Here is a 23,713-nt window from a genome sequence, read left to right as displayed (position 1 = left end):
TTTAAGAGATATCTACTAGAGACACCCGAGTCATTCTCGAAAGCCGTTCTGCGGGAGTCGGTCATTGCGACTCGGGCGCTTTCCGCGGGAGACGTCACTGAATTGCTTCGCCAGCAGATTGGCGAGCGTGCCTCCATATATCAGTCTGCCATCGACCAACTTGCATCCTTAGGCGCGTCTGAGGATTTGGTAGCCCGCTTTGTCGACGCGGTCGTGGAACAGGAAACTCGCCGGTCCTCTCACGTTTCCGAGTCCAACAATCCTACCGAAACTTCATCATCCGCAGAGTCGATCCGATCTGACCAAGCGTCAACTTTGAGGGCGATCGACGAGGAATTTGAACAATCCGGTGCACGTAGTGCAGCAGAGATATTTCTGTTTACTATATTCGAAGCAACACCTGATCTTACAGGTCTATTCGAACTGAATGGTCAACCGGGCTTTTCGTTCGGCAACCGACCGGCAGAAATCGATCTGGTGTGTATTTCGAAGAGAATTGCCTTGGAAATTGATGGGTATCATCACTTCACGAATTCGGCCGCGTATCGGCGAGACCGTCGCAAAGACGCCTTGCTTCAACAGCATGGCTACTACGTTCTGCGATTTCTCGCGGATGATGTAGTTTCGGATTTGGAAACGATTTGCGAAGCGGTTCGTCACGCGATTCATTGGCGAAACCAACTCACAAAGACCTCACAAGGAGATACCAACGCATGAGCACCCCTTCGGCTCAATCGCTTGATGTCTTAGGCGACATGATATTGGTGCGTTTGCTAGGTTCTAGCAAGACGCCTCCGGCACGTTCACAGATCGATCGCGACCTCAAACCGCTTGTCTCGGTCTCGATGGGCAAAGCCGAATGGCAGGAACGGCTTGATGCGACCTTAAGTTCGCTGGAAGAGCAGAGGTTGATCGAGGCTCGCCCGTATCGACTTACGGATACCGGCCGGCAACGTGCAGTCAGTTTTCTCAACCTCGATTCTGTCCCCAAGGAAAAATGGACAACCTTGCGAGACCGGTATCTCATCGCATCCGCCCTGGGAATTTCCCCCATCGACAAACAAGCCTTCCGCGATGTGGGCACCTCGGACGGTTTACGCCCGGCGATCTTGGTCAATCACTTTGATTTACCTGGTTCGAGGGTGCCGTCTAAAGCGCGTGCAATGCATTTGCTGGCTTGGCAGCAAATACGGTTGGCTCACGAGTTCGATATTCCGGCGACGAAAGATATTAGTCATAAGAACATTCTTTTTGCCACGATCCTCGATGGACAGAAAGGTGATCCTGTCACCCTACTTGCAGCGCAAGTCACGAAGTCCGAAAGCAATTCCTTAAAACATGTCCGCGAGGCTGTCATTCGGAATTGGTTAGCCCCTCAAGGACCGAATACAGATTCTCCATCGGTCGCCCCCGAGCCAGCCACGGCCGATCAGGAATCACACGCCCCGAATCTTCCGGAGTTTGCCGAACGTGTGCGGACGATTGCCCAGCAATCTTCGACTGGAAAGTTCGGAGAGAACAAAGTGTTTCTGTCTCACGTGTGGAATCAGTACCAAGGCGACGGAGGCGGCAATGGTATGACGCGATCGGACTTTGATCAATTACTCGTCGATGCGAATCGTCAAAACCTCCTAACGCTCAGCCGGGCTGACTTGATCAGTGCGATGAATCCTCATGACGTCCAAGAGTCCGAAATTCGTTCGGCGAATGCCACCTTCCATTTCCTCCGCACCGATCGCTAAACCGTACAACCTGATTTTTCTTGCCGAGAGGGGTCGCTTTGATGTCCGTTTCCGCTTCTCAAACCGTTAATGCAATCCAGAAGCAACCACAACCCGATGCCGAACGACGGGCCGCTGTTTTCTGTTCCGCAAGTGGTCCTACGATCTTTCGCGCGGTCGCCCATCCGACGGAAGTCTGGACGCCAGACCCGTTCGATGTCGAGTCGATTCACGAACCCGCACGCGATGTGTTCGTAAGATCGCTAGACCGAGCAACTTCAGAGGACACGCCAGACAAGGTCGGAAAAATCCTGCTACTCAAGGGTGAGTCCGGCAGTGGCAAAACGCACCTCATGCGAGCATTCCGCACTCACACGCATCGTCGCGGTTTGGGGTACTTTGGTTATATGCAGATGACCTCTGCGAGCAGCAACTACAGCCGGTATATGTTGCACAAGCTTGTCGATTCACTCGACAAACCCTATTACCGCGCCATCGATACACTCGACGAAACCACCGGCCTCTTGCGACTTGCCGAAGCGGTGACAGAGTCGCCGTGTATTTCGCCGTCTGATCTTGAGTTGCTCCGCGAGAACAGCCTCAATCAACGCACGCGAAACGAGCTTATCGAAGACTTGGCGGATGAGTTGTTGAATGATCCGCGGTTTGCAGGTGATGAGAAACTCCAAGATCTTTTGCGGGCGATGTTCTTGCTGCAATGTGGTCACGCGGGAGTGCGGGCGCGAGTCATGAAATATCTGCGTGGTGAATCATTGGGGGCCAACGATCAGATGCGGTTGGCTGGTGTATCCCCGCTTGACGCGGAAGCGGGACCTCAGGAAATGCTCCAGCGGTTGGGGCGGTTGATGTGGGCCGCACATGGCATGAGTCTTGTACTATGTGTCGATCAACTCGAAGACATGTATCGTTCCGATCAATCGGAAGAAGCCGCAAACCGATTTCGCCGAGCGATGCAAGGGCTCGTCTCGATCGCCGCGGAAGTGCCGACTTCGATCATGGTGATCGCATGTCTGGAAGACTATTACGATCACCTTCGCAATCTGCTCGATCAGCCTTATCAAGACCGTATCGAGAAAGATCCGTCTCCGGTGACTTTGGTGGCTCAACGCAGTCGTGAGGAAATTTCCGAGTTGGTCGGTGCTCATCTGCGGCACCTCTTTGAAGAAACGTCGATACCCCTCGACGGGCAACATCCGACCTCGCCCATCCCTGGGAAATGTCTCGATGAGCAGACCGGTCGGCGGACCCGCGATGTTTTGGAGTGGTGTCGTTCCTATCGAGAGGCGTGTATCGAAGCGGGTCGCTTGATCGAGACTTGCACTCCCAACCCGGGTGAGGATCCTCCGAATCAGGAAACGGCTTTGGAACAGGAGTGGAATGATTTTCTCGCCCAGGAACAACCAAGCCCGCCGGAAGATGAAACCGAGTTGGCAGCACTGCTGGAGAACACAGTGCATTACTTCGAGGATGAACTCCCGGAAAGCCATCGGTTCGATAGTTATTCACGAGGGTCCATACTCGGTATCGTTTGGGTCCGTGATGATAACCCCGGGCAACGCTTGCAGATCGGCGTTTGTAACAAAGCGCCCCAAGGCGGATGGTTAGGGCGGCAAGTGAAAGCAGTCAGTCGAGCGGCCGAGGATCAAGAACCCCAGGCAATTCCGATTATCGTCCGTTCGACTGATTTTCCGAAGAGTCCGACCGCGCAAATCTCGAAACAACTCGGAACGCTCGTTGCAAAGGGCGGTCGTCGGGTCGTTGTCCAAGACACAGACTGGCGGACGATGCTAGCGATGCAATCGTTCCGCAAACAACATCGAACCGACCCTCAGTTTCAAACTTGGCTCCGTGAGACGAAGCCGCTTAGCCAACTCAAGTGTATCCGCGATATCTTCGGTATCGATAACAGCTTCGCCTTTGAAGATACGGAATCGCCAGCCGACGAACCCGAGTCTACTTTGACGCCAGATGATAAACCCTCGCATGAACACGCCGAAGGAAATGGGCAGGTTGAAAACGCGACTGTGACGCCATTAACTAAGACGGTAACTGAGGAACTCGCCATTGGTGAACTGCGAGCCCGCAATGCCGACGCGGTGACGCTGACGCCGAATGCATTGAAACGACACGCGGCGTTTCTCGGCGGCACTGGTAGCGGAAAGACAACGGCGGCCCTGAATCTGATCGAACAACTCTTACTCCGAGGCGTGCCAGCATTGCTCGTTGACCGTAAAGGTGATTTAGCTCGTTACGCTGCCGAGGACGTTTGGAGTTCCCCGCCTGCCGATGAATCTCTTGCAGAGCGTCATCGACAGCTCAAAGAAACTGTCGATGTGACGGTTTACACACCGGGGCGAATCGATGGCCGACCGATTACTCTGACCGTCGTGCCTGAACGAATGCAGGACATGAACGCGGCGGATCGCCAGCAGACTGCCATCCAAGCGGCGCACTCGTTAGCAGCCATGTTGGGTTATGGTGCTACTGGAGCTAATGCCTCCCGTACTGCGATCTTAGTGAAGGCAATCGAATTATTAGCCCAAGAAGATGGGCGGGTCACATTGCAGTCGCTGATTCACTACCTCGACGAAGCCGATCCCGGGCTAGTCAATGCGATTGGAGTGCTCAAACCCAAGCTCTTTGAGAGGCTGGTTGAAGATCTGCAAACGCTTAAGATCAATCGGGCTAACCTCTTTCCCGATCAAGGTGCCCCGCTTGACGGCGACGCATTGTTTGGAAAGGGCTTGCACCATCAGCCCGGCAAAACTCAGCTAAGTATTATCAGCACGAAATTTCTCGGCAGTGACGCAGAAGTTCAGTTCTGGGTTTCACAACTATTGATGGAACTTAGTCGCTGGATGAGCAAAACGCCTTCGGAGGATCTACAGGCGGTCATTTTGTTCGACGAAGCGGACTTGTATCTACCGGCGACCAGCAAGCCCGTCACGAAGGAACCGATGGAAGGCTTGCTTAAGCGGGCTCGGTCGGCTGGCGTCGGTTTGATGTTGGCCACGCAAAGCCCTGGAGACTTCGATTACAAATGTCGTGAGAATATCAACACTTGGTTCGTTGGTAAAATCAAAGAAGACACGGCTATCAAAAAAATGAAGCCGATGCTTAACGATTGTAAACAGGACGTTTCCGATAAGTTGAACGGGCAAGAGATCGGGCAGTTCTTCCTCGTCCGAGAAGGCGACGTCATGCCTGTGCAGAGCTTGCGTTCCGCGGTAGAAACGGAACAAATCCCGGAAGACGAAATTCTGCAATTGGCGCGGCAACACCGATAACAATCCATTTCGGTATCGCTGGTATCCGACGAGTTCAAACGTCCGTCGCTTGATTGTCTACAGATAAGGATCAAGTTGACGGACTGGAGGGACTCAGTCGGATGTCTTCAAAGATCATATACAGACACGGGACAAGTACGAGAATAATAGCAGTGGCAAACAGGATTCCGCAGCCGAGCGAGATGGCCATCGGAATGATGTACTGCGCTTGAAACGACGTTTCGAAAATGAGCGGAATCAGACCACCAAACGTCGTTGCAGTAGTCAACATAATCGGTCGAAAACGGCGGACACCCGCTTGTGAGATCGCCTCGATTGCCGAATGTTTGTCACGGCAGCGGTTGGCATAGTCGACCATAATCAGTGAATCGTTCACGACGACCCCCGATAAAGCAATCACCCCCATAAGGCTCACGATCGAAATGTCGTATCCCAAGGCAATATGGCCGATTACGGCCCCGACGATTCCAAAGGGAATTGCCACCAAGACAATCAGCGGTTGGATATAATCACGAAACGCGATTGCTAAGAGGGCATAAATTACGACAACCGCGAGCCCAAAGTATCCCCAAAGTGATTCGGTGGCCTCACGCATTTCCGCGTCACTTCCTTGGAAAGTCCAAGTCAGACCGGGATAAGACTCGCGTAGCTCCGGTAATTCTTTCGTGTTGAGCGCGTTGATCATCTGGGAGATCGCCCGTTTTGGCTCCACGTCCATCGACACGTTGATCACTCGACGACCGTTGCGACGATTGATCGATGTAAACGCCTCGTCAATCTCGACGTCGGCTACGTCGAGCAACGGAACTTCCATACCATCGGGCGTTCGAATTACGAGGTCTTCCAGATGATGAATATCCTGACGCTGCTCTTCTGGTAGCTTAACGCGTACTTCGATCTCGTTCGTCCCCCGCAAAAGCCGTAGGGCTAGCGAGCCGAAGAATGCACCGCGTAATTGGTCACCAAGTTCGTCATCGGTCAGTCCCAATGCCCGCCCTTCGGGACGCAACCGGAAATCGTACTGAGCTTTCCCTTTGTTGTAGTTATCGCTGACGTCGCGAGTGATCGCAAAGCTTTCGGCTCGTGCGACCAGATCTTGCGAGGCTTTTTCCAGTACAGCGATGTCACTGTGACTAAGATCGATACTGATATCCGGCCGGTGACCGCCAGGTCCGCTTTCGGCTTCGAAGGTCACTTGATACACACCGGGCAGGTCGCCGATCTGATCTCGCCAAAGTTCAATCACTTCATTTGCGGTGATGTCGCGTTCGTCGGGTGGCCTCATCACGATCTCGACGTCGATGAAGTTTCCTCGGCGAACGTTAGTTTTGACCCCCTGAGCCACTTCATGGAGATTATGTTCTTCAAACATTCGTAAAGTGGCTTCTGTCACGACGGCGGCGATTTCTGCCGCCTGATCCGGTGTGGTACCGACCGGCATTCGGACCCCAGCTTCGATTTCGTCGGCAGAAACTTCCGGCATCAGAATCATGCCCATGTGCGTACTGGTTGCATATCCTCCGACGACGAGAAACAAGGCTAATGCTGCTCCAGTCGTGACATACCGCCAACGCAAACAGAAGTGAAGAATCGGCTGATAGACAATCTCGACAACACGAGTGAACCATCGGCTGAATGCCTGCTGCCCGCGATGTAGGCGACTGCCCAGACTGTTCGGTCTCCGTCCGGCTTCGCGAGCATGCGCCAAGTGAGCCGGAAGAATAAACAGCGACTCGATCAGCGATAGCGACAAAACGATGATCACCACGACCGGTAACGGTCCCCAGAACTTTCCGGTCTCTCCAGGGATAAACAACAACGGCACAAATGCGACGATATTCGTCAGAATGCTGAAAACGACGGGGCCGGAAACCTCGCGTGTGCCTTCAATAGCGGCATTCAGATAGTCACTTTCCTCCTGCCGCTTCTCGTATACGTTCTCGCCGACAACAACTGCGTCATCGACCACGATCCCTAAAACAACTAGAAACCCGAATAGGGAGATCATGTTGACGCTCTCCCCGGCAACAGGGAGGAACAACAAACCGCCGATAAAGGAGACGGCCATGCCGACCATCACCCAAAACGCCAATCGGACTTCTAAGAACAGCGAGAGAATCGTCAAGACAATGACGACCGCCATCAATGCGTTTTCGATAACGAGATTGAGTCGGCGATTGAATTCCTCGGCGTTGTTGCTGTCGATCCGCCATTTCACACCCGGCGGCAATCCGCTTTCGAACTCTTTGAGAGTCTGCTCGACCGCTTGCGCGACATCGATCGGCGACTGGGAACCAACACGGAAAATGTTGAGTTCGGCCGCTGGCGTCTGATCGAACTGGGGGTGGAAACCGCCTTCTTCGAATCCATCACGGATCGTGGCGATGTCCCCCAGCAAGACGGCAGACCCATCAGTGCCGGAAACCACCTCCAAGTTGGCGAATTCATCGGCCCGCTGTCGACGGCCCTTGACTCGTAGCAACACTTCGCCGGCGGTAGTCTGCACCGCGCCAGCTGCCACATCCTGACTCGATTCTCGAATCGTTTGCGCAATGTCTGGCAAGGTCAAACCGTACTCGCGAAGTCGTTCACGGGGGATCTCCACATGCGTCACGTACTCCGGCGGGTCATCCAGATCGACCTGCGTGATTTGCTCATGGGCTAGAAATTGATCCCGAAGTTGCTCGGCCAACTGTCGTAGGGTCCACGTATCGACCGGCCCATACAGATTGACTTGCATCACTTCCTGCTGCTCGGATTGCAGGCTAACGATCGGTTGCTCGATATCATCCGGGAATGTCTGGATGCGACTGACCGCTTGATCGATGTCCTGAAAGGCAAGCATTCGATCTCGGCCGGCCACCAGCTCGATGAGCATTTCGCCCCGGCCTTCCCGCGCTTCGCTGGTGATCTCGCGAATTCCCTCGATCCCGCGGACGGCTTCCTCGATGGGGCGAAGGATCCCTTGTTCGACTTCCGTCGGAGCGGCCCCCGGGTAGCCGACGTTGATTTCGACGATATCCATCTGAAACTGAGGGAAGACTTCCTTCTGTATCACGAAGGCCGACCAAACTCCTCCGCCAAACAGAATCACCATCAGCAGGTTTGCTGCAATGGAATTGCGGGCCATCCAAGCGATCGGTCCGCCCCTGTGTTGGATATCCGCCTGTTGCTGTGGGTTCAATCCGCCGCCTCCGTGCTCGAACTGTCATCTCGCGTGACAGCATTCACGACCTTGCGAAGACCAATGCCATTCGCGACGGTAGCGAGGTTCGTCGTCACGACCTCTTCGCCGCTTTCCAGACCGCTCCGAATATAGGCGTCGTTGGCATCCCGGAACACGATCTCGGTCTCCCGGATTTCGAGTTTCCCATCCTTGATGACCCAGACGGTGTCACGTTCGTGGACGTAATCGCGATCGAGACGAACGACGTTTTCGATCGGCCGTCCCTCGATATGGGCTTCGAGAAGCGTGTCCAAAATCAACGCGGGTCCTTCGGCATCTCGGGCGAGCGGGTCGTCCACCCTCATTAACACTCGCGCTAGACGCGTCTGTTCGTCGAGAGCACCAATCATTCGTGAGACGGTCGCATATCGTCTTGCACCCGGAAGCCAAGTATTCGGACTATGCAACGTCACGGCGGAGCCTTCGCCATCGGCCTCGGCAAACTGTACCCATTGAAGACTGCGAACAGGCACGGTCGCGATGACCCAATACTCCTTGATGCCGACGAGTCGGGCAAGTTCATCGCCCGGTGCGACCTGCGAACCGACGTTGACCGAACGTCGCAGAATCTGGGCATCAAACGGAGCCGTGATTTTCGTGCGTTCGATATCTAACTTCGCCCGTTCCACCAACGCTTTGGCAGCGTCGACCTGTGCACGGATCGACTTTATCTGAGGCTCCCGCAACACTAGCGAACGATTCGTTTCCTGAATTGTGTCCGCCAGCAATTCGAGTTCTTTTTTCGCGAGAGACTGCCGTCCTCGTTCGATTTCCAGCGATGCCTCAGCCTGCTGGAGTTGGCTTTGACGTTCCGAGAGTACGCTGTCAAAGTCGGCTGGGTCGATCCGGAGCAGCAAGTCACCTTTTTGAACCATCCCGCCCGGTACAAACTCCGGCGAGAGTTCCAGAACTTGCCCGCTGACACGAGGGCTGAGAACAATCTCTTGTGCAGGTTCGACCGAGCCTAAGACAACCAACCGTGGGTTGTAGGTTCCTCGCTGAACGGTAATCGTCTCAACGAGAGCAGCCGATTTCCGTGTCGCCTCAATTTGTTGTGCCGTCGGCTGCGTCCGGTTGATCACGACGATCGCCGCCGCTGCCGCGCCCAGGATTCCGAGGCAAGCGATGACCGAGATCAGAACTCGGAGCCAAGGACGCATTGTTCGTTGTTTCGAATGGTCGTTCATCGAAGACCGTCTGGGGAGGACATTCGCCAAGGAGGAACTGGGGGTTGGGGTCGAATCCGCCGGCTAACGCTAAGTAAAGCGAGATTCGGGTTAGTATGAGATCTAGTCTGGCAGACACTAAGTCTCGCTGCAACCGTTGTTCGGTTGTTGTCGCCGTTAAGACGTCGAGATACTCGGTTCCACCGATTTCTTCCCCGAAGCCGAAGTAACGATCTCGCAGCTCCTTCGAAGCTTGCTTGGCCAAGTCATATTGCTTCTCGAGACTCTCAATTCGTTGACTCTGATAGTATTCGACAGCTAGAGCGTCCTCGACTTCGCGAAATGCGACGAGTATGGTCTGTCCATACTCGGCAATGAGTTGACGGACTACAGCATCGGTGCGATCAATTTCCGCCTGCCGCTGACCGCCATCGAAGATCGGGGCAAAAACCTGACCGGCAATCACCAAAACCCAATCCTGCAACAGATTCGTCGAGCGACTAGCAACAGTAGTCAACGAACCGCCCACGTCGAGCCGTGGATATCGATCGGTGATCGCCGAAGCCAAGTCACGATCGGCCGCCAATAATGCCAGATAGTCACGACGAACATCCGGACGGCGATGGACAAGTTCCGAAGGCAACCCTGTTTCAGGAAGCGGAAGCAAGGTTGGTAGTGTACTTCCAACAGAGAAGGCCGCATCCTGCGGTGGTCGGCCTTGCAGGACGGCCAAGCGGTGTTCCAACACATCGACACGCGAACGGGCAATCACCATCTGTTCCCGAGTCGATTCCACGAGCTGTCGCTGACGCAGAACATCGGCACTGCCGACCCGATCATCACCGCCACGGAATCGGGTCTCCTGGAGTTTCAGCCCGAGCAGGTTTGTCTCAAGTTGTTCGTCGAGCAACTCGAGTTGAGCGTGGGCCTCGATGAGTGAAAACCACGCGCGAGCAATCTCCGCAGACAGCGTCAGTGCAATCGCTTGGTAATCTTCTCCGGTTGCGGAGGCACGGAGTTGCTCGGCTTCCACACGAGATTCTATTTGGCCCCAGAGATCGACTTGGTAGGATGCATCTAGTCCCAGAGTAAAAATCCCGTCATCAGGATCAAAACTGCTGAACGTCCTCTCGCCAGTGCTAACGGCATTTAAATCGGGAAAGAGATCCGATGCTTCACGTCGAGCCACAGCCTCGGCGGCCCGCAATCGCTCAAAGGCAGAGACCAAGGTGAGGTTGTCACCGAGAGAATACTCGATTTGCTCATCCAGGTTTCTGTCGCCGAAAGACGTCCACCAGCGATCGGGTGTGGGTACCTCACCGTTCGACGAAAAGTAGGCTGCTTCGATGACCAACGGTTCAACCGGTTTGTCGTCAACACACCCAGCCCGTTTCAACAGCCGCCTAAACCAACCTTGAGGAGGCGGGGGGACAGGCACGACGATTTGCTCCGTTGCGGTGCCTACCGCATCTTCAGCGGTCGTCGGGGAATAGGGGACATAGGACGAAGGCGAATCTTCTTCGGGCACTTCAGTCGGCGCTGGAGCCACGAAGTCAGGCACCCCGTCCGGTTTTTGGAAGGAAGCTGGGTAGACCCGGGACGGTTGCCTCAACTCGCCCAAATGGGGCATTTCGCGAGCAGACGTTTTGCCATCCAACGATCCTTGAGCCTGGCCCGAAACAGGACCAGTCAGGGCAAAGTGGCTTTCGTCCCAACTTTGAACGCGGTCATGCGCACATCCTGAGACACACAGGACCCCAAGTGCAATGCTGATCGTTGGCTTCCGAAAGCTAACCCACATACGGCGATCGCCCGCCTCCATTAAATTAGTTCTCGTTGTATCGTCATAATCGTCATAACCGGACAAGTCGGTTGATCGAAAAAACGTTTGGGCGCTTACGAATTTACGAATTCTCCAACGACTCCTACTGCATGGACGGACATTTCTTTACGGTCTCGTTTGGCTTCCAATCCGTGCCTCGCTCGAAATACAAACGCGACCCGTGGCGACAGTTCTGATATTTGATCAAAAATCAAACGGGCCAAGTCGGATGAACTGCGTATAATCCCTCATGGCCGAACTGATTGCACTAACCGCCAATGGCTTGTATTGCGAAGTTGGCGAGTTCTATATCGACCCTTGGCGTCCTGTCCCGTACGCTGTGATCACGCATGCACACGCAGATCATGCGCGACCGGGATCGCGTCGGTACCTGACGACCACCGACGGCCGACACGTCTTACAGACTCGCATGGGTCCGACGGCCAATATTGAGACCGTCGAGTACAACCAGCCGCTCAACCGCAATGGCGTGAGGATCTCCCTGCATCCGGCGGGTCATGTTTTAGGTTCCGCACAAATTCGGGTGGAGTACCGTGGCGAAATCTGGGTCGTGACTGGGGATTACAAGGTCACGCCCGACCGAACGTGTCAGCCATTCGAACCGGTTCGCTGTCACACCATGATTTCCGAGTGCACCTTCGGATTGCCGATTTACCAGTGGACACCTCAGGATTTGGTGTTCGCGGAAATGAACGAATGGTGGCGACAAAATCGAGATGCCGGTCGAGTATCGTTGGTTTGTGCGTATTCCCTTGGAAAGGCGCAACGTGTGCTGGCTGGTGTCGATGCCAGTATTGCACCGATCTACTGTCATGGGGCCGTCGAGCGTGTCAACACAGACTACCGACATACCGGGGTACCACTCCCGCATACCGAGTACGCGGGGCACGGTTCCTCGAATCGGGATTGGGAAGGGGCATTGGTTGTCGCACCGCCATCGGCTGCCGGAACGCCTTGGGTTCGAAAGTTTAAGAATCCTGCAACGGCATTTGCTTCAGGATGGATGCGGATTCGCGGAACTCGGCGAAGACGAGCCGTGGATCGTGGATTTGTCCTCTCCGATCACGCCGACTGGCCGGGACTTCTTTCGGCGATCGAAGCCTCGGAAGCTGAGCATGTACTACTCACCCATGGCTCAACTGGTCCGATGGTTCGTTTTCTTCGCGAGGCCGGCTATCAAGCCGATTCATTGACGACCGAGTTCCATGGCGAGCGAGACGATCGGGATGTCGACGAGAACTCGGACAGTGACCATACCGACGAGCAAATTCAGTTCGAACTGTCCGATGCGGAGGTCACGTCATGAGGGACTTTGCGACGCTTTATCGGGCATTAGATGAGACCACCAAGACGAATCGAAAAATCGCTGCCATGCGGGAATTTTTTTCCGATTGTTCTCCCGAAGACGGAGCTTGGGCGGTTTATTTTCTGAGTGGTCGGCGCTTCAAACGCTTGTTGCCAGCGGCTCTATTGAGACAGTGGGCAGCGGAGGCCGCCGGCGTCAGTGATTGGATGTTCGACGAATGTTACCAGCGTGTTGGCGACTTAGCCGAAACGATTGCTCTCCTGCTTCCTGAAGGAGACAGCGTGCTCGAATCCCGCGAAGACACGACGTTGACTCACTGGGTCGGCCAACGTGTTCGTCCTCTGAGCGGAATGGCGGACGGCGAACGAAAACTCGCGTTGCTAACTGCATGGGACGACTTAACCACTGGAGAACGATTTGTCTTCAACAAACTCGTGACTGGGGGATTTCGTGTCGGCGTGTCTCAGAAGCTTGTCATTCGCGCCCTTGCAGAAGCCAGCGGACTGGAACCGGCTGTGATCTCACACCGGTTAATGGGGCATTGGGAGCCGACTGCCGACTTCTTTGAGGGCCTGTTCGCTGAGGATCTCGGGGAAACAGACCGTAGCAGGCCTTATCCCTTTTGTCTGGCTCACCCCCTGCAAGCCGACCCTCGGACTTTGGGTGATGCATCGGAATGGATTGCCGAATGGAAGTGGGACGGCATCCGTGGTCAGATCATTCGTCGCGAGGGTGAGTCGTTTTTGTGGTCGCGGGGTGAAGAGTTAATTCTGGACCGGTTTCCCGAACTTGTCGAACCAATCAGTCAACTCCCGGATGGCACGGTACTCGACGGAGAAATTCTCGCTTGGAAAGACGATCACGTCTTGCCCTTTAGCGAATTGCAACGACGCATCGGTCGCAAGAAAGTTGGGAAGAAACTCTTAACAGATGTCCCCGCCCGGTTCGTTGCATTCGATGTTTTGGAGCATGAAGGAGCCGATGTTCGTAGTCAGCCGTTGTCATCACGACGACAAACGCTCGAGCAACTCTTGGCACCATTCCCCGACTGTTCGCCTCTTATGGTTTCAACTTCATTGACGGCCGATAGCTGGGATGAGTTAGAGCAACAACGCGAAGTCAGCCGCGATCACTACGTCGAAGGCGTCATGCTCAAACGACGAGATTCGGAATATCAGGTCGGACGCGTTACAGGTGCATGGTGGAAATGGAAGGTGGAACCATACACCTGCGATGCCGTGCTGATTTATGCGCAACGCGGGCATGGTCGTCGGGCCGGTCTCTACACCGACTACACGTTTGCAGTCTGGGACGACGACCAACTCGTTCCCTTCGCGAAAGCTTACTCCGGACTGACTGACTCAGAAATCCGCGAAGTTGATCGATTTGTTCGCCAGAACACTCTAGAGCGTTTCGGACCTGTTCGCTCGGTGCAACCGGAACTAGTTTTTGAACTCGCGTTTGAGAACATCCAAGCATCGAAACGACACAAATCTGGAATTGCCGTGCGGTTTCCTCGGATGTCTCGTTGGCGTCACGACAAGCGTCCTAAAGACGCTGACACATTGGCAATGGTCAAATCGTTGCTGCCCCAGGAGGGGGAGACATGACGGAAGTTCTCATGTCCGAAGCAAACGGGAAATCATTGTCCGCTCGGAAAATCGCAGCAGCTCGCCGTACGATTGTCGATTGGTTTACGGTGCAGGGTTGGAAGCCGTTCCGGTTTCAAAGACAAACCTGGAATGCCATGTTGGACGGTCAGAGCGGTTTGATTCATGCGACCACCGGCACGGGAAAAACTTACGCTGCCTGGTTGGGACCGGTGATGCAATCGTTGGCCGGCGGAGTGTCGCGGACTGCGAGTTCGCGTCGCTACACAGAACCATTGACTGTCCTTTGGCTCACACCCCTCCGAGCATTAGCGGGGGACACCCGGAAAGCGTTAGAGGCACCAGTGAGTGACTTAGGTCTGAACTGGTCCATCGAAACCCGCACTGGTGACACGGCTTCGAGTACCCGAAATCGCCAACGCACCCGACTGCCAACCGCGTTGATTACAACTCCGGAAAGTCTATCTCTGTTTCTGTCTCATGCCGATGCGGCTGAGCGGTTCGCACACTTGCAGTACGTGATTGTCGACGAATGGCACGAACTGCTTGGCACAAAACGCGGCGTCCAAACAGAACTGGCTTTGGCTCGTCTGCGAAAGTGGCGTCCGGGGCTGCAAACTTGGGGGCTGTCCGCCACATTGGGAAACTCGCATGAAGCGATGTCGGTTCTATTGGGTCAACCGAAAGATACGAGTTCGGCAAAAAGGTTATTGATTCGGGGAGCGAGCCAGAAACGCCAAATCGTCGATAGCCTCATCCCCTCGACGATTGAGCGATTTCCGTGGGCCGGTCATCTCGGCATGCGACTTGTCTCTAAGGTCGTCCGCGAAATCGATTCTGCTGCAACTTCTCTGGTATTCACGAATACGCGTTCCCAAACCGAAGCCTGGTATCAAGGACTGCTCAAAGCACGTCCCGACTGGGCGGGGAAGATTGCCTTACATCATGGCTCGCTTGATCGGGAGACACGGGACTGGGTCGAAGATGGCTTACGGTCGGGGGAGTTAAAGTCTGTCGTCTGCACATCGAGTCTCGATCTGGGAGTCGATTTTAGTCCTGTCGAACGAGTGTTTCAGGTTGGTAGTCCCAAGGGAGTCGCTCGCTTATTGCAACGTGCCGGACGTAGCGGACACTCGCCGGGTCGAGCAAGTCGCATCACTTGTGTGCCGACGCATGCTTTCGAGCTTGTCGAAGTCGCGGCTGCGCGGGACGCCATCGAGTCAGGCTATTTGGAATCACGGCCGGGAATCCAAAAACCATTAGATGTGCTCACCCAACATGCGGTGACGATCGCCTTGGGCGGCGGATTCGAGGCTGAGGACCTTTTTGAGGAGATTCGTCAAACGACAAGTTACGCGGACTTGTCGGTTGAGGAGTGGAACTGGGTCTTAGATTTTGTGTCGACTGGTGGCGAGACATTAAAGAGCTACCCGGATTATCACAAAGTTACACAGGATCGCGCGAATCATTACCAGTTAGATGACCGTAGACTAGCCCGCCAACATCGAATGTCGATCGGCACCATCGTCGGTGATACTTTGCTGACAGTACAGTTTCTCAAGGGCGGCAAACTTGGCACGATTGATGAGCAATTCCTAGCTAAAATCAAACCCGGCGAACGGTTTGTATTCGCGGGTCGAGTAGTGGAACTAGTAACGATTGAAGACTCTAAGGTTTGGGTCCGGTTGGCAAAGTCGGTGTCTGCGTCGAAAATTCCACGCTGGATGGGCGGACGATTACCGCTCTCCACGCAACTTGCACAGGCCGTCCGAAATAAACTCGATGAGGCCGCTCGGGGAATCTACGCTGGCCCGGAAATGAATGCGTTGCGTCCGATCTTTGATTTGCAAACCGATTGGTCTCACATTCCACGACAAGGACAGTTGTTGATCGAGCGGGCAACATCGCGAGAAGGACATCACTTGTTTTTCTATCCCTTCGCCGGACGATCCGTTCACGAAGGACTTGCTTCGCTATTTGCATTCCGTTTGTCTCGGGAAGTTCCGATCACGTTTAGTATGTCAATCAACGATTATGGAATTGAACTGCTCTCATTCAAAGAACCGCCATTGAACGAGCGAACCCTGAGCAAACTGTTGAGCCCTGAGAATCTAGTTGACGATTTGCTAGCGTCGATGAATGCATCGGAAATGGCCCGGCGACAATTTCGCGAGATTGCCTATATCGCGGGGTTAGTGTTTCGAGGGTATCCCCATCAACGAAAGTCCGCCCGACAACTTCAAGCATCGACCGGTTTGTTGTTTGATGTCTTTCAATCGTACGACCCTCAGAATCTACTACTTCAACAAGCGAAGCGTGAGGTCTTAGAACATCAACTGGAACACACTCGAATGCGTGTCACTCTCGAAGAACTCGACTCAAGTGATATTGTAATCCAAGACCTTGGGCGATTCAGTCCGCTTTGCTTTCCGCTTGTCGTCGATCGTTTACGGGCAAGGCTATCTTCGGAAAAACTCTCAGACCGTGTCCGAAGAATGCAAGTCTCTTTGGAAAACGCTGCTGACTCTTAAGGCGACCGCCTTCATTTGAACCGTGAATCAGGGAATCGACTTTGCACGGACGTATTGCTCTCGAACTCAACGGTATGGAGTTGCTATTGATGCCAGACTATGCCGTCTGGTCTCCCGTTACACATACGGTCTTTGTCGCAGACTTACACTTTGGGAAAGAGGCGAGTTTCCGTGTCAAAGGGATTCCTATCCCTGACGTCATTAGTCAAAACCTCAAAAGACTCGATCGCCTCATTCAAGAAACCCGCTGCCAGCAATTGATTATACTGGGCGATCTGCTGCACTCACGATCGGGACGCTCGTCGCAACTGTTTGAGAGGATTGCCTGTTGGCGACGTAACCATCACCAAGTTCGTATGACTTTGATTCGAGGGAATCACGATCGTCATGCGGGAAAACCGCCCGAGAACTGGGGGATCATCTGTGAAGAGGAACCTTTCGAGTTCCACGGCATTCAGCTTTTCCATCACCCGCCATTCGACGATTCCATACCAAGTCTTGCCGGTCATTTGCATCCAAAATTTCGCTTGGAAGGGCAGGGGGAACGTCTCGATCTGCCAGGTTTTCTATTGCGAGATCAAACCTTAGTCCTTCCCGCGTTTTCGACATTCATCGATCACGGATTGATTCCACCGCTTCAGGACGATCGATTTTATGTGATTGCGGACCAGGAAGTTTTCCTGATGCAATAGCGCTGCGTCGGCAGCCGTCGAAGCCGACAAGCGGCGATCATCCCGATATCGTCGAATCTGAAACTCCTCTCGCGCTGCCCGTCTTTGTCCGGGTTTCGGCTACTTCGATTCCAAGTATTGAGTTGCAATAGTGGCTCATCTGATTAAATAATGAGCTCGGCCGCAACAGCCGACGTTCGCTTGTTCGTCGCTCTCGAATTTCCAGGTGGGCAACTCTTTGCCTGAGCGACACAAGCAGGACGCTGAAGGATGTCAAAATCGAGTCCTGTTGTTAGACTCGACACGTCTGATCGCTCCAATTCTCTTCGGAAATCTCCATGAAACGACTGGTTCTATTATTCATCTCCCTTTTCTTCACGACCAATCCGATTGTTGCAGCGTTGGCGAACGATCGTCCGGTCCGACCAAACATTTTGTTCATCTTTACGGATGACTGGGGGTGGGGCGATCTGAGCTGTCACGGGCATCCCTATATCAAAACGCCGAATATAGACCGGCTTGCGAAAGAAGGGACCGACTTTCATCGTTTCACTGTAGCCAGCGGCGTTTGTTCGCCTAGTCGCACCGCTGTGATGACCGGTCATTTTCCCGCACGGTACAACATTGACGGGCATTTCGCGGCGGTCAGAAGCAATGCCAATCGTGGCATGCCGGACTGGCTCTCCCCGTCGACGCCGACACTTCCTCGGATGCTACAGTCGGCTGGCTACGCGACCGCACATTTCGGAAAATGGCATCTTGCCAACAATATGATTCCCGATTCACCATTGCCGACGGAGTACGGGTACGATGAATACGGGGCCTTCAACTGTGCCGGCGAACAAATGCCTGTGCATGAAGACACCGCTCGTGCGATTGCCTTCATCGAGAAAAATGCGGTCGCGGAGAAACCGTTCTTTATCAACCTATGGATGCATGAGCCCCATACTCCGCATCACACGCTGCCCCAATATCGTCGGCGTTTTCCGGAGCTGGACGATCCCGAGAATGTGTATGCGTCGGTACTATCTCATGCCGACGACCGGATTGGCGAGTTACTTGCCGCCTTGGACCGATTGAAACTGACCAACAACACGCTCGTCATCTTCAGCTCAGACAATGGTCCGGCCGGTAGTGGCCGAAGTGGCAAACTAACCACGATGTACGATTCCGCAACGGGAGAGGGATTCGGGATTGGCTGTAGCGTAGGCACGACGGGTGGACGCGATGGACGTAAGAAGTCAATTTTGCAAGGGGGCATTGGCGTCCCATTTATCGCCCGTTGGCCGGGAATGATCAAAGCGAATGCAATTGACGACGTATCGTGGATCTCTGCTGTCGACCTGCTCCCCACTTTCTGCGAGCTCGCAGGGGCCAAGTTCCCTGAGGGTTACCAGCCAGACGGCAGAAGCCAAGTGGCGACACTGCTAGGTACAAAACTCGCGATACGTGACAAGCCTCTATTCTGGAAAGGCGTTCCTAACAGTAAAGGTCCTGTCTATTCAATCTTAGATGGTCGATGGCGACTGCTAACCGACTCTAGATTCAAAGTATTAGCACTTTATAACGTGAATGAAGACCCATTGGAGAAGAACGATCTTAAAGCCTCGAAGCCTGAGATCGTCGAAGAGCTATTCAAGAAGCTTCAGGCCTGGCATGCGACACTTCCAGAACATCCCAATGCAGATTGTTTCTCGAAATACCGTGCTAGAAATGCAGGGCCACTGCCTCCCGAAGTTAAACCGGTTTTTCAATTCGACCCATCTCGATAATACTATTTGTCGAAGCCGTCTAAAACGCGATGTACTCCTGAGGTACTGACATGAGACTCTTTTTGTTCGCTCAAGTTCTAGGCGTGTTCCTAGTATCGCCCCATCGACTATTTGCAGCAGACGAATTGCCAAATGTCGTTCTGATCTTTGCAGACGATCTTGGCTACGGCGATCTAGGATGCTACGGAGCCACAAAAGTACAGACGCCCAACATCGACAAACTGGCCGCGGAAGGGCGGCGGTTTACCGATGCGCATTCGGTCTCGGCGGTTTGTACGCCTTCGCGTTATGCATTGCTGACTGGTCAATATCCGGTACGGGCAAATGGTGGCAGAGGCGTATGGGGACCAGCCCCGATCACTTCGCCACTGATTGTCGATACGGAGAAAACAACAATCGCAGATGTTTTCAAGAACAGCGGCTATAACACAGCGGTTATGGGAAAATGGCACCTCGGATTTGGCGAGGGAACGAACAAATGGCAGGAACCGCTGCGGCCTGGACCGCAAGACCTAGGCTTCGATTACTACTTCGGGATGCCGGTCGTCAACAGTGCTCCCCCGTATGTCTACGTGGAGAACGACCGCGTCGTTGGTAGCGACCCGAATGACCCGCTCGTTTATCTCGGTCGGAATGCAAAGGGGGCGACGCCGATCACCCCCATCCCGCCCGAGGCGGCGAATCGCAGTGCCAACGCCTTTGGCGGAGCAAGGGAAGCCCATCGACTGTTTAACGATTATCAGGTCGGAACGACGCTCGCGAAGAAGTCTGTTGAATGGATCGACCAACACAAGGACAAGCCGTTCTTTCTATACCTCGCGACGACGAACATTCATCACCCTTTTACACCGGCGAAGCGTTTTCAGGGCACGAGCCAATGTGGTCTCTACGGCGACTTCATCCACGAACTTGATTGGATCGTTGGTGAAGTCATGACCTGCCTTGAGAATATCGGTATCGCTGACAATACCTTAGTGATCTTCACGAGTGATAACGGCGGCATGTTCAACCTGGGCGGCCAAGCTGCGTTTAAAGCCGGTCATCGACAGAACGGCGATTTGCTGGGATTCAAGTTCGGCGTCTGGGAAGGCGGGCATCGTGTGCCCATGATCGTCCGCTGGCCAGGCAAGGTGAAGGCTGGCACAACTTCTGATCAGCTAATTGGCAATGTTGATATGCTGGCGACGTTTGCCGCCTTGACCGGACAGACACTCGACCAAACTCAACAAGTCGATAGCATCAACATGCTGCCTGCCTTTGTCGACGAACTGCAAGAGCCGATCCGTGACCATTTGATTCTCGCCCCTCATAAAGGAACGCACCTTTCGGTTCGGCAAGGAAAGTGGATGTATATTCCGGCCCGCGGCAGCGGTGGATTCGGGGGGAAACGACCCGGTGACCACACATTCGCCGGACCGGCAGCGGCCACTTTTGTCGGTTCAGTTAACAGCGATATAGAAGACGGGAAGATCAAGAAAGATGCACCACACGCTCAACTTTATGATCTTACCATAGATGTAAATCAGACTGAGAATGTTCATAACGAACACCCCGATGTGGTCGAGAAACTAAATACGTTATTAGCGAAATATCAGCCAATACCGAATTCAAAAAACAACACTCCACAACGAAAAAGCAGACCCGCAAAGAAGACTGCTGCAAGCCCTAGCGATCGCAGCGTAACATTCGATTTCGAATCTGGTGAGCTGGCACCGTGGAAAGTTGTCGAAGGTCACTTCGGCCATGTTATCGGCGAACGAGCTTACTTCTTTCATAACAAGCGGGAATACAACAAGCAGGGTGAGCACTACCTCACGACACTGGAGGCATCTGCCAATGCAGAAAAAGGACAGGACGCTCAAACCGGAGTCGTTATCTCACCATTGTTTGTCCCCGAAGCCGGGACGATGACATTCCGTGTCGGCGGTGGCGACAGCCCGGACGTTTATATCGCGCTTTGCACAGCTGACAGGGCGGAAGTCCAGTTTGCCCGTGGCATCAGAGATCAAGTGATGCAGGAACGCGAATGGGATCTTACTCCCTATGCTGGCAAGAAGATGTTTATCAAAGTCGTCGATCAATCAAAAGGCGGTTGGGGTCACATTACAGTTGATGACATCCAGTTTGATGCAAAAGTTTTGGATGAGTATCCGAGTCTAAACGAGCAGACTAAGGATTCTCCGATCCCCAATCCCAAAACCTCAAAGACTCATCCCGAAGTCAATGACTCGACATCTGCTACACGATCTACCCGCCCCAATTTCATTGTCATCTTCGCTGACGATCTCGGTTATGGAGATATCAGTTGTTATAAGTCAGATGGTGTCAAGACGCCACACCTCGACGCATTAGCAAAGGAGGGTTTTCGCAGCACCGACTTCTTTGTGCCGGCTAATGTGTGCAGCCCCTCCCGAGCTGCGCTTCTAACTGGACGGTATCCAATGCGGTGCGGCATGCCGGTCGCCCGAAACGAGAACATCCCGAAGTATCAACGCTACGGTTTAGCATCCGAAGAGTTAACCATTCCAGAACTGCTTCGGCCCGCCGGCTATCAGTCCCTAATGGTTGGCAAATGGCACCTGGGATTAGAAATCGACGGTTCTCACCCGCTCGATGCCGGCTTTGATGAGCATCTTGGAATTCCAAGTAATTACGAACCGAGACGCGGACCGAACTACAATACGCTATATCGCGGTCGCAAAATCGAACAAAAAAACGTTCGCTGCCAAGAACTGACGCAGCGATACACTGATGAAGTGGTCGAATTCATCAAGCGGCAAGACGACAACCCGTTTTTTATCTATGTTTCACACCACATTGTGCATAGCCCCTTGTTGCCAAGTGACGACTTTGTCGGCTCATCCATGAAAGGCAAATACGGCGACTTCATCAAGGAACTCGATCACAGCACGGGACGGATCATGCAGGCAATCCGTGATGCTGGTCTCGACAACAACACGCTGGTTGTTTTCACGTCGGATAATGGCCCGACCAGATTTGGGTCAACGGGCGGTCTAGCTGGAGGCAAGTACTGCACAATGGAAGGCGGACATCGGGTACCTGTCATTTTTCGCTGGCCAGGTGTCATTCCTCCGGGGCAGGTCTCAGACACGACGATCTCAAGTATGGATCTGCTCCCTCTCTTCTGTGAACTAGCGGGTGTCAAACTACCGACCGATCGCAAAATTGATGGGAAGAATATTCTTCCCATCCTGCAAGGCGAAGCGGTCAAATTTCCGCATGATTTTCTCTACTACTACAATGGCACGAATCTTCAAGCGGTACGTCATGGCCACTGGAAGCTACATCTGCCACGTACGACGAAAGATCAACCCTTCTGGTCAAAAAAGCCTGATAAGACAAAAGGCTTCGTAAAGCTGGCAGAGCACCAGTTGTTTAATCTTAAGACTGATGTGGGCGAGAAAAACAACGTGGCTGATCAGAATCCTGATGTCGTTGCCCGTCTGAGTGAACAAGCAACAACAGTTCAAGCCGAGCTAGGTGATGTGGGAACGCAAGGTGCCGATCAGCGGCAGATTAACCTAGTTGACCCGCAAGAACGATAGTTGCGATTATCGACAAATCCCTGATTGAGACGGCCGATAGATTTCGGGAATCTAATTCGAGTCCACTTCTTGAAGCACCTCGATCCATCGCGTCATCGCAGAAGACAATTGACGCCCTCGTTTCCAGACACAGACGATTTCGGCGGTGCCGAGTTCGTCGTGAAGTGTTCTCGCTTGCAGTCCACGACAAAGCGGCCCACCAGCGACTCCAGCCAAAATCCCCACACCCATACTTGATCTTGCCGCCGCAATGGTGAAGGCACTGTTGTCTGTTTCGACCGCGACTTGCATTCGTTCGTATAACCCGCGTCGATGAAGTGCCTGCTCAAACATTTGTCGCACATTCGTTCCGCGATGTCCGATGATCAGTGGATGCGAGACGAGTTCCTCTAAACTCCAGTTAGACTTTCGAGACAAAGAAAGACGTCGAGAAACGACGGCTAGATAGTCAACGGTATAAACGGTCTTCGTGGTCAACGAGTCATAGGTATCACCGGGACCTGGTCTTAACATCAAGGCCAAATCTGCGCCACCATCCGCCACCAACTTTTGCGCTGTCTCATTGTCGCGATGGAGAATTCGCAAGGGTGTCTTAGGGAACTCACGTTGAAAGCGTCGGAATGCAGGTGCCAATTCCTCCTGCATCATGCGAACGCCGGAAACAATTGTGATCGGTTGGGTCGGTGAAGAACGTTCGCTATGCAATAACTCAAAGCTCGAATCTAGCCCAGTGAGTACCGGTTGGAGGATTTGATACAACTGCTGGCTGGCTAAGGTCACGGTAATGCCACGCCCCACTTTCTCGAAAAGTTCCACTCCATACCGACGTTGGAGGGATTGAACTTGCTCCCAAACCGCAGGCACCGACAGGTTCAGTTTTCTGGCAGCGGCTGAGTAGCTCTTCAGTTCATGAACGTGGCAGAACGTCCGCAACTGCTGAACCGTCAATTGATCTGCAAGGTCCAAGTGTTTCGTCATCGTTCGGAATCTTCG

13 protein-coding genes are annotated in these 23,713 nt (G+C 53.6%); 9 read left to right on the top strand and 4 right to left on the bottom strand.

The window, feature by feature from the left end; translation table 11 throughout:
* The first annotated feature begins 477 nt into the window (after positions 1 to 477).
* Genes AC5DDB_RS25300 through AC5DDB_RS25290 form a run of 3 tightly spaced genes read left to right on the top strand, consistent with a single transcriptional unit; the run spans position 478 to position 5,029 of the window.
* A complete protein-coding gene (locus AC5DDB_RS25300) occupies positions 478 to 717 on the top strand; it encodes an endonuclease domain-containing protein (protein WP_491742544.1) in 240 nt (79 codons plus the stop codon).
* Complete coding sequence (locus AC5DDB_RS25295) at positions 714 to 1,742, top strand: hypothetical protein (RefSeq protein ID WP_491742543.1); 1,029 nt, start codon at positions 714 to 716, stop codon at positions 1,740 to 1,742. Before AC5DDB_RS25300 ends, AC5DDB_RS25295 begins: the two co-directional genes overlap by 4 nt.
* A 41-nt stretch (positions 1,743 to 1,783) precedes the next feature.
* A complete protein-coding gene (locus AC5DDB_RS25290; RefSeq protein ID WP_491742542.1) occupies positions 1,784 to 5,029 on the top strand; it encodes a helicase HerA-like domain-containing protein in 3,246 nt (1,081 codons plus the stop codon).
* 70 nt (positions 5,030 to 5,099) lie between these two features.
* On the opposite strand, the gene AC5DDB_RS25285 is transcribed toward AC5DDB_RS25290, so the two are convergent.
* From AC5DDB_RS25285 to AC5DDB_RS25275, 3 genes are read right to left on the bottom strand one after another with little or no spacing between them, the layout of a single operon-like run.
* Positions 5,100 to 8,159: an efflux RND transporter permease subunit gene (locus tag AC5DDB_RS25285; protein WP_491742599.1), complete on the bottom strand. Its 3,060-nt coding sequence runs from the start codon at positions 8,157 to 8,159 to the stop codon at positions 5,100 to 5,102.
* 50 nt (positions 8,160 to 8,209) lie between these two features.
* The gene (locus AC5DDB_RS25280) at positions 8,210 to 9,337 is read right to left on the bottom strand and encodes an efflux RND transporter periplasmic adaptor subunit (protein ID WP_491742541.1); all 1,128 of its coding nucleotides are present in this window, start codon (positions 9,335 to 9,337) and stop codon (positions 8,210 to 8,212) included.
* Positions 9,300 to 11,222: a TolC family protein gene (locus AC5DDB_RS25275; protein ID WP_491742540.1), complete on the bottom strand. Its 1,923-nt coding sequence runs from the start codon at positions 11,220 to 11,222 to the stop codon at positions 9,300 to 9,302. The genes AC5DDB_RS25280 and AC5DDB_RS25275 overlap by 38 nt, the downstream gene beginning before the upstream one ends.
* A gap of 271 nt (positions 11,223 to 11,493) precedes the next feature.
* Here AC5DDB_RS25275 and AC5DDB_RS25270 point away from each other — a divergent pair, with 271 nt between their 5' ends.
* From AC5DDB_RS25270 to AC5DDB_RS25245, 6 genes are all read left to right on the top strand, one after another.
* Positions 11,494 to 12,570 (top strand): ligase-associated DNA damage response exonuclease, encoded by a 1,077-nt coding sequence (locus tag AC5DDB_RS25270; protein ID WP_491742539.1) that lies wholly within the window; start codon positions 11,494 to 11,496, stop codon positions 12,568 to 12,570.
* Positions 12,567 to 14,180 (top strand): ATP-dependent DNA ligase, encoded by a 1,614-nt coding sequence (locus tag AC5DDB_RS25265; protein WP_491742538.1) that lies wholly within the window; start codon positions 12,567 to 12,569, stop codon positions 14,178 to 14,180. Before AC5DDB_RS25270 ends, AC5DDB_RS25265 begins: the two co-directional genes overlap by 4 nt.
* A complete protein-coding gene (locus tag AC5DDB_RS25260) occupies positions 14,177 to 16,711 on the top strand; it encodes a ligase-associated DNA damage response DEXH box helicase (RefSeq protein ID WP_491742537.1) in 2,535 nt (844 codons plus the stop codon). The genes AC5DDB_RS25265 and AC5DDB_RS25260 overlap by 4 nt, the downstream gene beginning before the upstream one ends.
* 41 nt (positions 16,712 to 16,752) lie before the next feature.
* Entirely contained in the window at positions 16,753 to 17,403 is a 651-nt protein-coding gene (pdeM, locus tag AC5DDB_RS25255) for a ligase-associated DNA damage response endonuclease PdeM (RefSeq protein WP_491742536.1), read from the top strand.
* Between the two features lie 317 nt (positions 17,404 to 17,720).
* Positions 17,721 to 19,154 (top strand): sulfatase family protein, encoded by a 1,434-nt coding sequence (locus tag AC5DDB_RS25250; protein WP_491742535.1) that lies wholly within the window; start codon positions 17,721 to 17,723, stop codon positions 19,152 to 19,154.
* A gap of 50 nt (positions 19,155 to 19,204) precedes the next feature.
* On the top strand, positions 19,205 to 22,720 hold the full coding sequence (locus tag AC5DDB_RS25245; protein ID WP_491742534.1) for a sulfatase-like hydrolase/transferase: 3,516 nt from the start codon (positions 19,205 to 19,207) through the stop codon (positions 22,718 to 22,720).
* A gap of 51 nt (positions 22,721 to 22,771) precedes the next feature.
* On the opposite strand, the gene AC5DDB_RS25240 is transcribed toward AC5DDB_RS25245, so the two are convergent.
* Positions 22,772 to 23,698, bottom strand: coding sequence for a LysR family transcriptional regulator (locus AC5DDB_RS25240; RefSeq protein WP_491742533.1), 927 nt, complete (start codon positions 23,696 to 23,698; stop codon positions 22,772 to 22,774).
* Positions 23,699 to 23,713: the final 15 nt, after the last annotated feature.

The sequence above is a fragment of the Thalassoroseus sp. genome, assembly GCF_984380535.1.
This window is presented reverse-complemented; position numbering and strand designations above follow the sequence as displayed.